The organism is Rubneribacter badeniensis (genome assembly GCF_002899695.1).
Taxonomy (GTDB): domain Bacteria; phylum Actinomycetota; class Coriobacteriia; order Coriobacteriales; family Eggerthellaceae; genus Rubneribacter; species Rubneribacter badeniensis.
This window is the reverse complement of the sequence record NZ_PPEL01000078.1, coordinates 1-15,970: the sequence shown is the minus strand read 5'-3', so window position 1 is coordinate 15,970 and position 15,970 is coordinate 1. Positions and strand designations below refer to the sequence as shown.

13 protein-coding genes are annotated in these 15,970 nt (G+C 58.9%); 10 read left to right on the top strand and 3 right to left on the bottom strand.

The genetic code is table 11. The features are described 5' to 3' along the window. Positions 1 to 29 precede the first annotated feature (29 nt). Entirely contained in the window at positions 30 to 971 is a 942-nt protein-coding gene (locus C2L80_RS10870) for a DMSO reductase (RefSeq protein WP_103263199.1), read from the bottom strand. A gap of 353 nt (positions 972 to 1,324) precedes the next feature. Here C2L80_RS10870 and C2L80_RS10865 point away from each other — a divergent pair, with 353 nt between their 5' ends. Both C2L80_RS10865 and C2L80_RS10860 read left to right on the top strand, forming a co-directional pair. Beyond that, positions 1,325 to 3,031 carry a helix-turn-helix transcriptional regulator gene (locus C2L80_RS10865; RefSeq protein ID WP_103263198.1) on the top strand — a complete coding sequence of 569 codons (1,707 nt, stop codon included), beginning with the start codon at positions 1,325 to 1,327 and terminating at the stop codon, positions 3,029 to 3,031. A gap of 5 nt (positions 3,032 to 3,036) precedes the next feature. Then, complete coding sequence (locus tag C2L80_RS10860; RefSeq protein ID WP_103263197.1) at positions 3,037 to 3,414, top strand: Hpt domain-containing protein; 378 nt, start codon at positions 3,037 to 3,039, stop codon at positions 3,412 to 3,414. On the opposite strand, the gene C2L80_RS10855 is transcribed toward C2L80_RS10860, so the two are convergent. Together C2L80_RS10855 and C2L80_RS10850 are read right to left on the bottom strand one after the other, a co-directional pair. After that, positions 3,411 to 4,058 (bottom strand): SanA/YdcF family protein, encoded by a 648-nt coding sequence (locus C2L80_RS10855; protein WP_092197644.1) that lies wholly within the window; start codon positions 4,056 to 4,058, stop codon positions 3,411 to 3,413. The two genes, C2L80_RS10860 and C2L80_RS10855, sit on opposite strands and share 4 nt — an antisense overlap. A 365-nt stretch (positions 4,059 to 4,423) precedes the next feature. Next, the gene (locus C2L80_RS10850; RefSeq protein WP_239938928.1) at positions 4,424 to 5,662 is read right to left on the bottom strand and encodes an ATP-binding protein; all 1,239 of its coding nucleotides are present in this window, start codon (positions 5,660 to 5,662) and stop codon (positions 4,424 to 4,426) included. Positions 5,663 to 6,570: 908 nt separating this feature from the next. On the opposite strand from C2L80_RS10850, the gene xerA reads away from it, so the two are divergent. The 8 genes from xerA to C2L80_RS10810 all read left to right on the top strand — a co-directional run bounded on the left by xerA (position 6,571) and on the right by C2L80_RS10810 (position 15,753). Next, positions 6,571 to 7,560, top strand: coding sequence for a site-specific tyrosine recombinase/integron integrase (xerA, locus tag C2L80_RS10845; protein WP_103263195.1), 990 nt, complete (start codon positions 6,571 to 6,573; stop codon positions 7,558 to 7,560). A gap of 31 nt (positions 7,561 to 7,591) precedes the next feature. After that, positions 7,592 to 8,752 (top strand): restriction endonuclease subunit S, encoded by a 1,161-nt coding sequence (locus C2L80_RS10840; protein ID WP_103263194.1) that lies wholly within the window; start codon positions 7,592 to 7,594, stop codon positions 8,750 to 8,752. Beyond that, complete coding sequence (locus tag C2L80_RS10835; protein WP_092197607.1) at positions 8,718 to 10,214, top strand: class I SAM-dependent DNA methyltransferase; 1,497 nt, start codon at positions 8,718 to 8,720, stop codon at positions 10,212 to 10,214. Before C2L80_RS10840 ends, C2L80_RS10835 begins: the two co-directional genes overlap by 35 nt. Further along, positions 10,207 to 11,331, top strand: coding sequence for a restriction endonuclease subunit S (locus tag C2L80_RS10830; protein ID WP_103263193.1), 1,125 nt, complete (start codon positions 10,207 to 10,209; stop codon positions 11,329 to 11,331). Before C2L80_RS10835 ends, C2L80_RS10830 begins: the two co-directional genes overlap by 8 nt. A 68-nt stretch (positions 11,332 to 11,399) precedes the next feature. Beyond that, the gene (locus C2L80_RS10825) at positions 11,400 to 11,624 is read left to right on the top strand and encodes a DUF3791 domain-containing protein (protein WP_087198671.1); all 225 of its coding nucleotides are present in this window, start codon (positions 11,400 to 11,402) and stop codon (positions 11,622 to 11,624) included. Further along, positions 11,621 to 12,103: a DUF3990 domain-containing protein gene (locus C2L80_RS10820; protein WP_087198670.1), complete on the top strand. Its 483-nt coding sequence runs from the start codon at positions 11,621 to 11,623 to the stop codon at positions 12,101 to 12,103. Before C2L80_RS10825 ends, C2L80_RS10820 begins: the two co-directional genes overlap by 4 nt. Continuing rightward, positions 12,100 to 12,378: a hypothetical protein gene (locus tag C2L80_RS10815; protein WP_087198669.1), complete on the top strand. Its 279-nt coding sequence runs from the start codon at positions 12,100 to 12,102 to the stop codon at positions 12,376 to 12,378. The genes C2L80_RS10820 and C2L80_RS10815 overlap by 4 nt, the downstream gene beginning before the upstream one ends. A gap of 6 nt (positions 12,379 to 12,384) precedes the next feature. After that, on the top strand, positions 12,385 to 15,753 hold the full coding sequence (locus tag C2L80_RS10810; RefSeq protein WP_087198668.1) for a DEAD/DEAH box helicase family protein: 3,369 nt from the start codon (positions 12,385 to 12,387) through the stop codon (positions 15,751 to 15,753). Positions 15,754 to 15,970: the final 217 nt, after the last annotated feature.

Genomic DNA, 15,970 nt, shown 5'->3' with positions numbered 1-15,970 from the left:
CCCCACTCCCCCTCCCCCTCCGCGCACGTTCACACGAGCAACACGTAAAACACGAGGCGCGCCGCGAAGATGGCAGCCAGCACGGCCACGTTGCCGCCCACGAGCAGCGGCACGGCAGAACGCGCGCCCACCGGCCGCACGCCCCTGCGATCGCGCACGGGCACCGCCGCAGCCGCGCCAGCGGTGCGCCCGAGCGAGGCCGTGCGATCAGGCGAGAACGTCGTGCGCAGGCACGCCAGCATGACGACGAACCCCACGATGGAGATCGCCAGATACACCCACGACCCCGACACAGCCTCGGCACCCGAAGCAAGCACGGCGGCCACCGACTGCGCGTACAGCATCTGCGACGCGATGCCGAAAATAGCCGTCACCACGCCGATGAACGCCGCGATCACCGACGCCGACGCGAAGCGTGTGCCCCGCGCCTCAGCCAGCCCGCCGCCAAGCGCCACCACCAGCACGCCGAGCGGCACGCCGCCCGCTGCGCAGAGCCCCATCAGCCCGATGGCCGCAAGCAACGAGCCCCACGACAAGGCGGCCGACCCCGCAAACGGCATGCCGATGGCGAACGACAGCACGAGCGCCCCCACCCCCACTGCAGTGGCGAACACGCTGCGCGCTCGATAGTCCAGATTCCCCGTCAGAGCGATGATCCAATACACCACCGCAAGAGACGCGAACGCCAAACCTGCCAGCGAAACAGCCGGCCCCATCGCAAGGCCGCCAACCCCGAAGTCCCGCAACGCACCCGACATCCCCTGCGAAACGAGGGAAGGCCAAAGGGCCGCGACAAAGCCCGCAGCGAAAATGCCGAGGGGCAGAAGCGTCCAACGGTCGATGCGCCCAAGGCGCTTGCTCGAAAAGCGCGTCGTCAGAAACGCGATGGCCAGCCCGATGAACGCGCCCGACGCCATGGGCGCAAGCGTGGTGAACAGCACCATAGGCAGCTGCAAGAAAGCAAGGTTCATGGTCGCACCTCCTCACGGGCCCACCTGCGCGCAAAGGGCCCGATCGCCGTTTTCGATGGCCCTCCATCCTACGGAGCCGCGCCTTCGTCCGCGCCGTGCGCCCGCATCGTTCGGCAACCCGTATCCCCGCCGCAGCCGCCCCGTCACGTCCGGTCGCCTCGATAGCGCGGTCCCGCAGACCGAAAAGAGCCGCACGCCACCACAGCAACGTCGCCCGCCATCAAAACGCACCTTTCCCCCGAACCGTCCGACCCCGCTCTGAAAACGCAAGCCTCCGGCGTGCGCCCGCTCGGCAAAGTCTGGTATGCTAGCCCGTGCGCCTGCATGAGCCGATCACGAAGGAAAGGGAGCGCATGCGGCTTCGTAGCATCGTCCGCATATTCACACCCAGCATCACGACGCTCGGCTACGCGCTGTTCTTGGCCATCAACGCCGCCGGGGTGTGGGGCGGCGTGTTTCCGTTCCTTCCTTTGGAGTTCCAAACGCCGCAGATCGTGTTTTGGTTCTTCTTCGCGCAATCCGTCGTGTTCTCGGCAAGCTACTTCGCCAGCATGATCGGCGGGTACTTCATGCCCGGGCCTACGCGCACGTTCATCGTGCGGCTGGCCACCGTCCCCTACCTGCTGGGATGGTGCTGCCTGATCGGGGCCATCTACCTGAGCGAATGGTCGCTTCCGCTCGTGGTGGCGGGCGGCGCGCTTCTGGGGCTGGGATCGGCGGGGTTCTACATGCTGTGGCAGCGGTTGTTCGCCAGCCAAGACGCCGACAGCGGCAACCGCGAGCTCATCTTGGGAACCGCGTGGGCCGCGCTGCTTTACTTCTCGCTCTACCTCATCCCCCAGGCGGTGACGGCGTTTCTCATCCCGCTCGTGTTCCTGCCGCTGTTCGGCCTGACCATTGCGCTGAAAAGCCGCACGATCGACCGCGACCAGGCCATGTTCCAAGACGTCCCGCGCGAGCATCCCCGCGTATACCGCCGCGTGGCGCGCGACTACTGGCGCAGCGCGCTGTGCGTGGGCGCGCTCGGGTTCTGCACGGGCATCATGCGCTCGCTCGCCATCGGCGAGCCGGCGGTCGGATCGCTCGTGAACGCGCTGTCGATGGGAGGCATGTGCGCCGCCGCCATCGCCCTGCTCGCGCTGTGGCAGTTCAAGAACCTGCGCCTCAACGTGGTGGGGGCGTACCGCGTGTTCTTCCCCATCGTGATCACGGGGTTCTTGGTGCTGCCGTTTCTGCCCGAGGGGTACGTCCGATGGCTCGCCGCCGTCCTGTACGCCGTGTACAGCGTGGCCATCATGCTCATGATGATCCAATGCGCGCAAGCCTCGCGCGACCGCGGCATCAACCCCGTGTTCATCTACGGGTTCTTCGGCGGCATCGTGTACGCGCTGCACGACGTGGGGTTCATCGGCGGAACGTTCGCCGAGCAGATCATGGTGATGGGAGTCGCGCCGCTTGCCGTGGTGGCCCTTGTGGCGGTGTATCTGCTCGGGCTCATGTACTTCATCGGGCAGGGCGGGTTCGTGCGCATCTTCAAGCTCGATGCCGACAGCGCCGACGCCGCGGCCAGCATCGAGCTTGTGGCGCTGCGAGCCTCGCGCGCCTCCGAGCGCAGATCCGAGGGAAGACGCGCCGCCGCAGACACGGACCTGGGCGCAAAAGCGGATGGCGAAGAGGGGTCGCAGCCCCATTCGGAGCGGAGACAAGGCGCAGGGACCGATGCGTATGAGCAGACAGCGCAGGGAACGGAAGCGGCGAGCGCGAGCGCGCGGGCGCAGCGCGCGCGGCGGGCGCGTCCTGACGAGCGCGTCTACCAAGACCGCATCTCCAAGCAGGCCGCCGCCCTGCAGAGGCGCTACCGCCTGAGCGCGCGCGAAGCCGAGGTGATGGAGCTCATCGCGCGCGGCAACACCGTGGCGCGCATCGCCGAAGACCTCGTGGTGTCCGAGAACACCATCCGCACGCACTCGAAGCGCATCTATGCGAAACTCGATATCCATAAGAAGCAGGAGCTTCTTGACCTCATCGAATCGTTCGATCCGAGCGAATTGGAGGACTGACGGACATGGACAACGGACGGGACGGCGCGCCGCTCGAGCAGCGCCTTTGCGCTCGCGGCGTCGACTATCACGACGCCATGCGGCGCTTCGACGGGAACGAGGCGCTCTACCGTCGGCTGGCGGGAAAGTTCGCGGACGATCCGCACTTCCCCGCGCTCGAACGCGCGCTGGCAGCCGACGACACGGAAACGGCACTGCGCGAGGCGCACTCTCTCAAAGGGGTGGCCGGCAACCTGTCGTTTCGCGCCCTGTACGCGCACGCCTGCGCCATCACCGACGCGTTGCGCGCGGGCGACGCGGACGCCGCGCGCGCCCGCATGCCGCAAGCCCGCGCCGCCTACGACGACGCGCTGTCCGCAGCGCGCGAGCTTGCGCCCGCCTAGCCCTCGGTGACGTCGCCCGACTGGTCGAGGCTGATAGGATCGCCCACGAACGTCGAGGGCACGCGAAGCAGCGTCTTGAAGAAGTCCTTGGTGCGCGCGGGAATCTCGCGCACGTCGTATTGGAGTTGGTGAGCGTACTCGCGGTAATCGCTCGGCACGCCGACGGCCTCCAGGCCCAGGCCGCTTGCCGCATAAAGCGCCCGGTACAGATGGTAGGTCTGCGTGGCCACGACGATGCGCTCGGCGCCGAACACGTGCTTGGCGCGGTACATGCTCTCGTAAGTGGAGAAGCCCGCATGGTCGCAGAACACGTCCTCGCTGGGAACGCCCTGGGCCACCGCGTAGTCCTTCATGGCCTTCACCTCGTTGTACGACACGGTGCTGTTGTCGCCGCTCATGATGATCTTCGGCGCTGCGCCCGCGAAGTACAGCGCGATGCCGTCGTCGAGGCGGTCTTGCAGGATGCCCGACGGCGTGCCGTCCGCGTACACCGACGCGCCCAGCACCACGATGGCGTCCGCGCCGAACGATGCGGCGGCCTCGGCGCTCACGATGCGGTCCTTCGTGGCGAGCACCGTGACCGCGTTCGTCGCCGCGACCACTGCCGCCACCGCCAGCACGCATCCCAGCAGCACACCCAGCATCGTCCTCAACCATCCATGTTTCTTCGCCTTCGCCATAGGGGTCGATGATAGCAAAGCGGCGCCCCCTTCGCCGCGCGCTGCCGCGCTTCGTCACCGAAACTCAAAGGGGACTCCACACGACCTGCGCGCTGGGAGGTGCGGGCAAGCAGGGCGCGCGATCCCGGCAGGGCGAACGCGCCACGACGCAGCTGCGCGCAGCCGCCCCGGCGTCGCTGTCGCCCCGTCGCGCAGCCGCCCTCCTCGGCGTCGCTGTCGCCCGAAAGACTGCCCCTCCGACACCACTGTCGCCCGAAAGGCACGGTTTTGGGCGAAAAACCGTGCCTTTCGGGCGACAGTGGTGTCGGAGGCAGCAGCCACACACTCTCCTACGGCGCGAGCGTGCCGAGCGGCGCCACAATCACGCCGTCCTCGCGTCGATACGCATACGGCGTGCCGGTGACCACCATGAGGAACGATGGCGAACCCATCTTTTCCTCGTCGATGTCGTCACGAATAGACAGCAGCGATCTCGCACCTTCGTCTATGTGCTCTTGCGAGAACAGCTTCGCCTCCACAAGCGCGTACCTGCCGTCGCGGAGATGCAGTACGGCATCCGCTTCTTGCCCACGCTTGTTTCGATAGTGGTACACATCACCGCGCAAACGCTGGGCATATACCCGCAAATCCCTCACACACAACGACTCAAAGAGAAGCCCGTAAGTCCTCAAATCGTTCATCAGGTCGTTCGGGCCAAGCCCCAGGGAGGCAGCCGCTATAGAAGGATCCACGAAATGCCGGGTATCGGACGTTCGAATAGCCGTTTTCGACCGCAGATTCGGGTGCCAAGAAGGAAGATTTTCTATGACGAACAATTTCTCCATGACGTCAACGTAAGACGAAATGGTGTCCTCGCTGAGCGAATCTGTCTCGTTGGCCAGCATATCGGCCCTGATGGTAGTGTAGGTTGCCCCTGTAGCCGAATGCCGTGCGTAAGAGCGCAGAAACCTGGAAACGCGCTCTCTGCTTCTGCGTACGCCATCGATTTTCGAGAAGTCCGTGCTGACAAGATCATCGTAATAGTCGACAGCCTGCGCAAGCGCGACCGACTCCCTGCAGCCTATCGCCTTGGGCCATCCACCTCGGCACAAAGCAAAAGCCAGATCCTCCAGCGAAAGCGAAGTTTCTCCGAACACCTCATGATCGCCGTCGAAAAGAGCCGCAAGCGACACCTCTCCACTTGACTCTCCTGACTCAAATAACGTCATCGGCCGCATGCGCATCCTGGTAATACGACCTGTGCCCGAATGCGCTATCTCATCGGTGGCGGGAGGCGTTACCGATCCTGTAAGAATGAACTGACCGAACTCGTCTCGCTGGTCAACCTCGAAACGCACAGCGTCCCAAATAGAGGGAACAACCTGCCACTCATCTATAAGCTTGGGAGCATCCCCTTGCAGAAAACGCTTTGGAGACGCTTTGGCAAGCATCATGTTCTGCTCCCTGGTTGAGGGATCCTGCAGATACACCGCACTCCTCGCAGCCCGAGTCGCCGTAGTTGACTTCCCGCACCATTTAGGGCCTTCTATGAGCACAGCCCCTTTTGCTTCGAGTTTCGATCGGAGCACTTCATCGGCAACGCGCGGATAGTATTTTCTCACCGACGTCCTTCCCTGCGAAAATTGGTATGACCTTGCGAAATTGTACAGCAGAATGAGTTTTTCGGCGAGTTGGCACGAATTTGTTCGGCGAGTTGGCATGATTCTGTTCGGCGGGCTGGCATGATCAAACATGATCGAACACGATGAGCCGCGACAGGCGTACACCATGACGCACGAGCCGGCTGTGCATTACGCAATGGGCAATTTACGCATCGACCCAAACGCCAAAGCGTTCGACACCGCAGCACAACCGTTCTCGGCCTGTTCTCAACCGGCAAGATGGCCGGACGCAGATGAGCGCGAATCAGCCAGGCTTCACCCCCCCCCCCATGACCAGTATCTGCGCATTCGACCGCATTGTTGGCGACAATGCGGTCGAATGCGCCGGATGGCGTTTCACACGCCCCTTGCCTTGGCGGGCCCCTCGGATGCGCTCGAGGGGCCCACCGCCATTCTGAGAGTGAGAAAATGGACGCAACGGAGGAGATGGAAAAGGGTCGCTCGATTGGGCTCGAAACACCTCCGGATGGTCAAACCCCCAATGGCGAATAATCACCGAAATCAGAAACTCGGCAGTAGCAACAATGCGCAAAGAGACACTTCGAAAAAACGCGACCTGGGCTTTCTTCTTGAGCGAAATCCCGCATTGCGGCCCTGCGCGCCGCGTCGCCTTCCGATTTCGGTGATTATTTGCCATTCGGAGCCCTCGCCGATGCACTTTGCGGCGAACGTTCGCAGAACCGAGCATCCCGACCCACCCGTCCACGACCTCCCGGACGATCCGCATCGCGCCACCGACACTTCGAAGCCATCGACATCGTCAGTCCGCTACCATGCTGCTTCAACAGCTTACAGATCGGTCGGAAGGCAGCATCATGAACGAAAAATTCCTCACGATGAACGAAATCGAACGTCTGATGGCATCGTCCCTCGACGGCGCGCAAATGAAGCGGCTCCATGTCGTGCTCAGCCATTGCCTCATCGACGAAAGCGACTTCCCTTCCGTTTCCGGCAAGTATTCGAGCAACCAAGGTTTGCTCGAAGCGTTCTTAGGAGCGAAACGGCTCGAAGGCTGCTCGGAGCGATCTCTTCGCTACTACTCATCCACCCTCAAAAAGTTCATCGAGTCGACGGACAAGCCCCTCTCCCACGTTTCGACTGATGACGTGCGGGAATATCTTGCCAACTACCAGGCTCTTGGCAATTTGAGCAATGTCACCGCCGACAATGTGCGGCGCGTCATCTCAAGTTTGTTCTCATGGCTCGAGATCGAGGATCTGATCTACAAAAGCCCCGTGCGGCGCATCAAGAAAATCCGCACCCTCAAGGCCATCAAGCCGGTTATCTCCGATGAGTCTTTAGAAGCGCTGCGCGACAACTGCACGACGTTGCGGGATTTGGCGATGATCGACATGCTGTCTTCAACCGGCGTGCGCGTGGGCGAATTGGTGAAGCTCAACCGGGACGACATAGATTTCGAAGGTCGCGAATGCGTTGTGCGCGGCAAAGGCGGCAAGGAGCGAAAAGTGTACTTCGACGCGCGCACGAAAGTGCACCTCAAAGCGTATCTCGATCAAAGGCAGGATGAGAACGCGGCGCTCTTCGCATCGCTCAATGCGCCATTCAACCGCCTTGAGATCAGCGGCGTCGAAATACGGCTGAGAAAGCTCGGATCAATGGCGCGGCAGCAGAGAATTCATCCCCACAAATTCCGGAGAACACTGGCGACGCGGGCCATCGACAAGGGAATGCCCATCGAACAGGTGCAAGTGCTGCTTGGGCACAGCAAGATCGACACGACGCTCTGCTACGCTATGGTCGATCAGCAGAATGTGAAGCAGTCGCACCACCGATATATAAGCTAGCGCCGACAAACCCGCGTTTAGCGGGGAGCGGGTGAGGCTGGGGGATGCGTTCGACCTGCAAATGGGAAAAACGCCTTCGCGCGACAACTCCTCCTATTGGAATAACGGCGACCACGAATGGGTGTCAATCAAAGACCTAGGCACATACGGTAAGTACGTGGGCTCGACCAAGGAGACGATCAGCGAACTGGGGCGCGCAGAGTCGGGCATTAAGCCTGTTCCGGCAAACACGCTGATCATGAGCTTTAAACTCTCCTTAGGCAAGACTGCCATAACCACAAAGGAGACATACACAAACGAAGCCATCATGGCCTTCCTTGAAAAAGGGAACCATGAAATCAACCTCGACTATATGTGGCACCAATTTCGCTCCAAAGACTGGACCGTAGGCACGAACACGGCCGTCATGGGAAAAACTCTGAACAAAAAGACCCTTGGAGATTCGACTATTCGAATCCCAAGCTTGGCAGAGCAGATTGAAATCGCCGATATTTTAGACAAAGTTTTAAGACAAATTGACGCTACGAACAATCAGGTTTTCCACCTCCAATCCCTGGTCAAATCGCAGTTTGTCGAGATGTTCGGGGATCCAATTAGCAATTCTAGACAGCTTCCCATGATGCGCATCGAAACAATTGCAGATGTTCAAACCGGAGCAACCCCCTTGCGAAGCAATGCCGCATACTACAACGGTCAAATCCCATGGATTAAGACCGGCGAAGTCGCAGCAGGCTTGAAAAAAAAGCCCGAAGAAACGATAACGGAACTCGCCCTAAAGGAAACTAATTGCAAACTTTTCCCCGCTGGCACCATTTTAATAGCCATGTACGGGCAAGGCGATACGCGAGGCAAAGCGGCCATTCTTCGGCAAGCAGCTGCGACCAATCAAGCATGTGCGGCAATCATGCTGAATGACACGTGCAATGCCGAATTTATCCTCACCCAACTCAACCTGCGATATAGGGATCTACGATCACAAAGCCTAGGAGGCAACCAAAAGAATCTAAGCTTAAAAATTATTAAAGCATACGAACTTATTATTCCGGATATTGAACAGCAGCAGGAGTTCGCGGCCTTCGCGGAGCGGGCCGCCAAATTGGAATTTGCCGCTCTGGTACAATACCCGTACAAGTTTTTATTTAATGGAGGATGTTCGCATGATAACCGGCGCGGCAAAGAAAAAGGTCGATGATGTCTGGCAGAAGATGTGGGAGGGCGGCATAACCAACCCCATCGAGGTGATAAGTCAACTCACATACCTCATGTTCATGCGCTCGCTCGACGAGAAGGAATTTAAAATCGAGCGCATCGAAATGCTCACCGAGGAGCCGCAAAGCCACATCTTCCCGCAAACGCCCGAGGGACAGCAAATGCGCTGGAACAGGTTCAAAGACCTCGAGCCCGAAGCCATGCTGAACATCGTCCAAAACGAGGCGTTCCCCTACATCAAAGCGCTCAATGACGGGACGCCCTTCTCCACCTGCATGGAAAGCGCCACGTTTGGCATTCAGAACCCGCGCACGTTGCAAAAAGCCGTCAGCGGCATCGACAACCTCATGCGCGATTTCGATGAGCATATCGGCGATTTGGGCGACTTGTACGAATACATGCTCAGCAAGCTATCCGCTGCCCGTGCCGCCGGCCAATTCCGCACGCCCAAGCACATACGCGACATGATGGTGCGCTTAGTGAAGCCGCAGCCGAGCGAGCTTATCTGCGATCCAGCCATGGGTACAGCGGGCTTCCTCATCAGCGCCGCCGAGTTCTTGCGTAGCGAACACGAGGAAACCATGTCGGAATCGGATTGGGATGCGTTCTCGGGAGAGCGAGGCAGCAAACAGCAGTTCAGCGGCTTCGAGGTGGATCAAACCATGTTGCGCATCAGCACTATGAACATGATGCTGCACTCGGTGAACATGCCCGACATCCGTTATTTGAACTCTATCAGCAAACACAACACCATCCGAAACAAGTACGATCTTATTTTGGCGAACCCCCCATTCAAAGGCAGCGTGGATTCCGAGGACATCGACCCCAGCTTGAAAGCCATTTGCGACTCCAAACAAACCGAATTGCTCTTCGCCGCCCTCTTCCTGCGCATGTTGAAAATCGGAGGGCGCTGCGCCTGCATCGTGCCAAATGGCGTGCTGTTCCGGAGCGATTCCAAAGCCTACACGCAGCTTCGGCGTGAGCTGATCGAAAACCAAAAACTCGAGGCCATCATCTGCATGCCGAGTGGCGTGTTCAAACCCTATTCGCCCGTGAGCACCGCCATTTTGGTATTCACCAAAACTAACGCAGGTGGAACCGACAACGTATGGCTGTACAACATGGAACACGACGGCTTCACGCTCGACGACAAGCGCGACCCCGACGAAACGCGCAACGACATCCCCGACCTTCTTCAACGCTGGAACCATCTCGACGCAGAACGAGATCGCGAGCGCAACCAAAAGAGCTTCTTGGTCCCCAAGCAGGAAATCGCCGATAACGGCTACGATTTCAGCTTCAACAAGTACACCGCCACCGAATACGAGCGTATCGAGTACCCGCCGACCAGCGAAATCCTTGCAGACCTCGCCCGGCTCAACAAGGAGATGTCGGAAGGCCTGCGAGAGTTGGAGCTCATGCTGAAGGGCGATCGAAATGAATAAGCCCGACCAAAACAGCAAACCCGCGTTTAGCGGGGAGCGGATTCCTTTTGCATCCGCATTCAAAGAGGTGTCTCGGGGCGTGGCACGGATAAAGCAGAAAGATTATCTGAATGAGGGCCCGCATCCAATCATAGACCAAGGCCAACTTCTCGTAGGCGGTTATTCCGATAGCGAGGAAGGGCTCTTTACGGACGTACCCGCGATAGTGTTCGGCGATCACACGCGATGCGTAAAATACATCGAGGAGCCGTTCTTCGCGGGCGCAGACGGAGTGAAGATCCTGAAACCCGCCCTCTCCGGCAATGATCGCTACTGGTATCACGCCCTGCGAAGCGTTCGCATCGAAAACCTCGGTTACAGCAGGCATTTCAAGCTGCTCAAGGAAACCAGCTTCCCTGCTCACTCCGCACCTCGCCAAGCAGAAATCTGTGCAGCCCTCGACAAATCACTTGACCTAATCGAACGCCGAAAAAAGACCATTTCCCGCCTCCAATCCCTGGTCAAATCGCAGTTTGTCGAGATGTTCGGGGATCCAATTAGCAATTCTAGACAGCTTCCCATGATGCGCATCGAAACAATTGCAGATGTTCAAACCGGAGCAACCCCCTTGCGAAGCAATGCCGCATACTACAACGGTCAAATCCCATGGATTAAGACCGGCGAAGTCGCAGCAGGCTTGAAAAAAAAGCCCGAAGAAACGATAACGGAACTCGCCCTAAAGGAAACTAATTGCAAACTTTTCCCCGCTGGCACCATTTTAATAGCCATGTACGGGCAAGGCGATACGCGAGGCAAAGCGGCCATTCTTCGGCAAGCAGCTGCGACCAATCAAGCATGTGCGGCAATCATGCTGAATGACACGTGCAATGCCGAATTTATCCTCACCCAACTCAACCTGCGATATAGGGATCTACGATCACAAAGCCTAGGAGGCAACCAAAAGAATCTAAGCTTAAAAATTATTAAAGCATACGAACTTATTATTCCGGATATTGAACAGCAGCAGGAGTTCGCGGCCTTCGCGGAGCGGGCCGCCAAATTGGAATTTGCCGCTCAGCAGCAAATCGAAAAGCTGCAAACGCTTTACGATAGTCTTGCTCAAGAGTATTTTGGGTGAACCATGCCGGGCATCATTGCGCACAGAAACAGGCAATCCGCTCCCGCCAAACCGCCCAGGAGGCCAGCATGACCGAACGGACAGCTCGCGAAATAGACTTCAGCGTCTTTCTGATCCACCGCGTTGCCGAAAGCTGGCGAAAAACCCCCTCGGAAACGTTTCGCCTGCTCGATGATGCGAATATCGTCTCCGAATACATTGTGCCGTTCTACGACGTGCTGCACACCCTTGGCGAGGAACGCCTCGTGAACGACATAACCGAGCTTGCCAAAAAGAGGGGCGTGACCCTATGAGACTTTTCCACGGCTCCAGCATCGTCGTCTCCGAACCGCGCATCGGCTTCTCGCGAGCCAATCTCGATTTCGGCCGAGGGTTCTACGCAACCTCGATACGAACCCAAGCCGAACGCTGGGCCAAACGCAAAGCCTTCTTAGATGGCAGCGACACCGCCATCGTCAGCGAATTCGAACTGGGCGATCTCGCCTCTTTGAAAACGCTGGAATTCAAAGAGCCCGATGCGGACTGGGTCGATTTCGTCTGCCACTGCAGACGCGGCGGATCTCGATACAAGGACTACGATCTCATCACGGGGGGCGTGGCCGACGACAAAGTGTACGAAGCCGTCAGCATGTATTTCAAAGGGCTGTGGGACATGGAGACGACGCTCAACGCGCTGCGCTTCTACGAAGTGAACGACCAGTACTGCTTCGTGACGCAGAAGGCCATCGACGAGACCCTTGCCTTCGTCACATCGTACGAGGTGCGCCCATGAACGTGAACGAGAACACCGTCAAAAGGCTCGGAAGCTTCTTAATCGAGCGACAAGAAGCCGACATCGTCGCCGTCCTCGCAAGGAAAATGAACGCGACGGCAGACGAAGCGCTGCTGACGTACTACGCAAGCGACCTGGCTTTAAAAATCGAGCAGGGGGAGCTGGGCATCCAGTACCTGCCTGCCGAATACCTAGCCGACGAGGTGCTCAAGCGGAAGGGAAACCCTCCGCATTCACCTAAAAAGAACTCCTCTGCCAACCCCGATCGGAAGTGACGCTCCATGAACTTCGGCTTCCTCGCCTCCAAACCCGAGTACGCGCTGTTCTCAGATGCGTGCATCGAAGCAGAGCGCACGTTCACCACCAGTCCCGCCATGTGCGTCGTAGGCTGCCGCAAAGCGCTTGAGTTGGCAGTGAAATGGGTTTATGCAGCCGACGAAACCATGAAGGAGCCTTACCGGGACAACCTGCAATCGCTTTTGCACGAACCGACGTTCCGCTTCGCCGTCAACCGCACGGTTTGGAGCCGGCTTCCCCTTTTGGTGAAGATGGGAAACGCCTCCGTCCACACGAACAAGAAGCTGCTGCCTCAAGATGCCGTGATCACATTGAGAAGCTTGTTCGATTTCGTGCAATGGCTCGATTACTGCTACGGATCGGCTTACGAGCAGCGCACCTTCGACGAACGAAAGATCCCCGCCGTCAAACTTGCCCTCGATGTGAAAGCCATCAAGCAGCGGGAATCGCTCCTTGAGCAGAAAGACGACGAGATTCGAAAGCTGGAGGAAGAGGTTCGCCGCCTCCGGTCGCAATTCGCAACTGCGAAAGCGGAAGCCGCCGACGCCGAGCCGTTCAACCCCGACGAAATCCCCGAAAGCGAAACGCGCAGACGCTATATCGATTTCGATCTTCAATACGCCGGTTGGCCCGAAGACGCCATCGAAACCGAGGTCGAGGTGACCGGCATGCCCAACAGCGAAGGCAAAGGGTACATCGACTACGTCCTCAACGGCAAGAACGGCAAACCCCTTGCGATCGTTGAAGCCAAGCGCACCATGCACGATCCGAAAAAGGGCTTGCAGCAAGCGCGGCTCTACGCGGAATGCCTCGAAGCGCGCTACGGGTACAAACCGTTCATCTTCCTTTCGAACGGCTTCGAAACGTACTTCTGCGACCACGACGCAGCGCCCGAACGGCCCTGCTCCGGCGTCTTCTCCCGCGACGACCTGCAACGCCTGATGAATCGACGCGACAGCACGCTCCCCCTCGAAACCGTGCGCGTGGACGACGAGATAGCAGGACGCTATTACCAGATAGAGGCCATCAAGGCGATCTGCTCCCATTTCGAAGAGGGGCACCGCAAAAGCCTGCTCGTCATGGCGACCGGCACGGGAAAGACCCGCACCGCCGCCGGGCTCGTCGATGTGCTCGCGCGCGCCAATCAGGTGACGAATGCGCTCTTCTTAGCAGATCGTGTCGCTTTGGTGGCCCAGGCGAAGCACTCGTTTCAGGAGTACCTGCCCCACATGAGCCTGTGCAACCTCTGCGAAGCCAAGGACAAGCAGGAAAACAAAGACGCGCGCATCGTGTTCTCCACCTATCCGACCATCCTCAACGCCATCGACAACCTGCAGAACGACGAGGGCGAGCGCTTGTACACGCCAGCGCATTTCGACCTGATCATCGTCGATGAGGCGCATCGCTCCATCTTCAGGAAATACCGCGCCATATTCGACTACTTCGACGCGAAAGTGGTGGGCCTCACCGCCACGCCTAAAGACGAGGTCGATAGGAACACCTACGATTTCTTCGAGGTGGAGCGCGGCGTTCCCACATACGTGTACGAATACCGCACCGCCGTCTACCAGGACCAGTACCTCGTTCCCTATTTCAATATAGAGGTCGGCACCGAATTTTTGGAAAAGGGCATAACCTACGACGACCTGTCGGAGAGCGACCGCGAGCGCTATGACGACGATTGGGAAGAAGCCTACGGAACCAACGCCCCGGAATTCATCCCCTCCTCGCAGTTGAACTCGTGGGTTTTCAACGAGAAAACCGTCGACACAGTGCTGCAAGATCTCATGGAGAACGGCATCAAGGTTCATGGCGGCGAGCGCCTTGGTAAAACGATCATCTTCGCTCAGAGCAAGCTTCATGCGGAATACATCGTGGAGCGCTTCAACAAGCTGTATCCGAAGTTGGCCAAGGGCGGGTTCATCAGGCGCGTCGTGCATGGCGACGACTACGCGCACACCATCATCGATCAGTTCAAGCTCAAAGAGCTTCCCGTGATCACCGTCTCCGTCGACATGATGGACACCGGCATCGACGTTCCCGAGATACTCAACCTGGTGTTCTTCAAGCAGGTTCGCTCGAAGACGAAGTTCTGGCAGATGATCGGTCGGGGCACGCGCCTCTGCCCCGACATCGTGGCCGAAGACCGACTCGATGGCGAGTACGTCGGCAAACAGCGCTTCTTCATATTCGACTACTGCGGCAATTTCGAATTCTTCCGCCAAGGGAAGAACATGGCCGAAGGAGCGAACCCGGAATCGCTTTCGGAGAAGATATTCAAACGCGAAGTGGAGCTGGTGCATGCCCTGCAGCACAGCGCGTTCGCCGACGACGAGCATCAAAAGCGCCGCTCCCGCATGGTGTACGAAGTGGTAAGCCTGACCAAAAGCCTGAAGGAGGAGCCCATCAAGGCTTCGGTCAAGATCAAAATGCACGCCGTAGAGAAGTTCGGCTACGAGTACGCGTTCGCGTCCTTGAGCGACACCGACGTCGGAGAGCTCCAAAACGACGTGGCGCCGCTTGTCCGCATCGACGAGGACGACCAGTTCGCCCTGCGTTTCGACGCTTTGATGTATGGATACATGATTGCGGCGATCCGCGGAGAAAGCACGTCGATGCACCGGCGCAAACTCGTCAATATCGCCGTCGCGCTTGAAGGGAAGGCGACGGTGCCCCAGGTGAAAGAGAAGCTGCCGACGATCCAGCGAGTGAGCGCCGAGGGCGTCTTGGATACGGCGGGCATGATCGAGCTCGACGATCTGCGCTTAGAGTTGCGCGACCTCGTGAAGTTCATCACAGACCAAAACCCGCGCGCCATCGTCACAACCAGCTTGAACGATCCGGTCACGTCGCGGCAAGAAGGGGAATTGCTCGATTTCGGCGAGGAGTTCGCCGACTACAAGCTCAAGGTCAACCGCTACATCAACGAGAACGGCGACAAGCTCATCATCCACAAGCTGCGCAACAACCTGCCCATGACCCAAGTCGAATTCGACGAGCTCGAGCGCATCTTCACCGAAGAGCTGGGCACGAAGAGGGACTATCGAACCGCCTACGAAGACACTCCGTTCGGATTGCTGGTGCGAAAGATCGCCGGACTCGACCACGAAGCCGTCATGGCCGCATTCGCCGACTTCATCAACGACGAGGCCTTGAATCCGCAGCAGATGGCCTTCGTCCGAAAGGTCGTGGAGTTCGTGGAAGAGAATGGCTCGATGGAGCCCTCCGCCCTCGCCAAGGCTCCGTTCGACAGGCCGACCTCGTTCTTCCGGCTGTTCGACGACGGCAGGCAAAAGCGGCTCGTCCAGATCATACGGCAGATACACGCCAACGCGACCGAACCCGCCGCGTAAAGAAGGAGGCTCGCGATCTATCTGATCGCGAGCCTCCTTCATTTCTGAGCGCAGTAGGATCCAGTCGCCGCCGCGCCACTGAGCCGTTACTTGGTACCGTCAAGAATCTTGCGCACTTTTCCGACAGCCTCATAAGCCCGCCGTCCGGTGCGGCTACCCCTCCAGCAGAGTCACGTCCAGATAGCGCCTCGAGCCCCACTCGCTCTCGGCCACGTAC

Bases quoted from the DNA above. Each gene is read 5' to 3' on its own strand.
- C2L80_RS10855 (WP_092197644.1), bottom strand. From the start codon at position 4,058: ATGCTGGGTGTGCTGCTGGGATGCGTGCTGGCGGTGGCGGCAGTGGTC.
- C2L80_RS10860 (WP_103263197.1), top strand. From the start codon at position 3,037: ATGGACAACGGACGGGACGGCGCGCCGCTCGAGCAGCGCCTTTGCGCT.
- C2L80_RS10820 (WP_087198670.1), top strand. From the start codon at position 11,621: ATGAGACTTTTCCACGGCTCCAGCATCGTCGTCTCCGAACCGCGCATC.
- C2L80_RS10815 (WP_087198669.1), top strand. From the start codon at position 12,100: ATGAACGTGAACGAGAACACCGTCAAAAGGCTCGGAAGCTTCTTAATC.
- xerA (WP_103263195.1), top strand. From the start codon at position 6,571: ATGAACGAAAAATTCCTCACGATGAACGAAATCGAACGTCTGATGGCA.
- C2L80_RS10830 (WP_103263193.1), top strand. From the start codon at position 10,207: ATGAATAAGCCCGACCAAAACAGCAAACCCGCGTTTAGCGGGGAGCGG.
- C2L80_RS10870 (WP_103263199.1), bottom strand. From the start codon at position 971: ATGAACCTTGCTTTCTTGCAGCTGCCTATGGTGCTGTTCACCACGCTT.
- C2L80_RS10835 (WP_092197607.1), top strand. From the start codon at position 8,718: ATGATAACCGGCGCGGCAAAGAAAAAGGTCGATGATGTCTGGCAGAAG.
- C2L80_RS10865 (WP_103263198.1), top strand. From the start codon at position 1,325: ATGCGGCTTCGTAGCATCGTCCGCATATTCACACCCAGCATCACGACG.
- C2L80_RS10810 (WP_087198668.1), top strand. From the start codon at position 12,385: ATGAACTTCGGCTTCCTCGCCTCCAAACCCGAGTACGCGCTGTTCTCA.
- C2L80_RS10825 (WP_087198671.1), top strand. From the start codon at position 11,400: ATGACCGAACGGACAGCTCGCGAAATAGACTTCAGCGTCTTTCTGATC.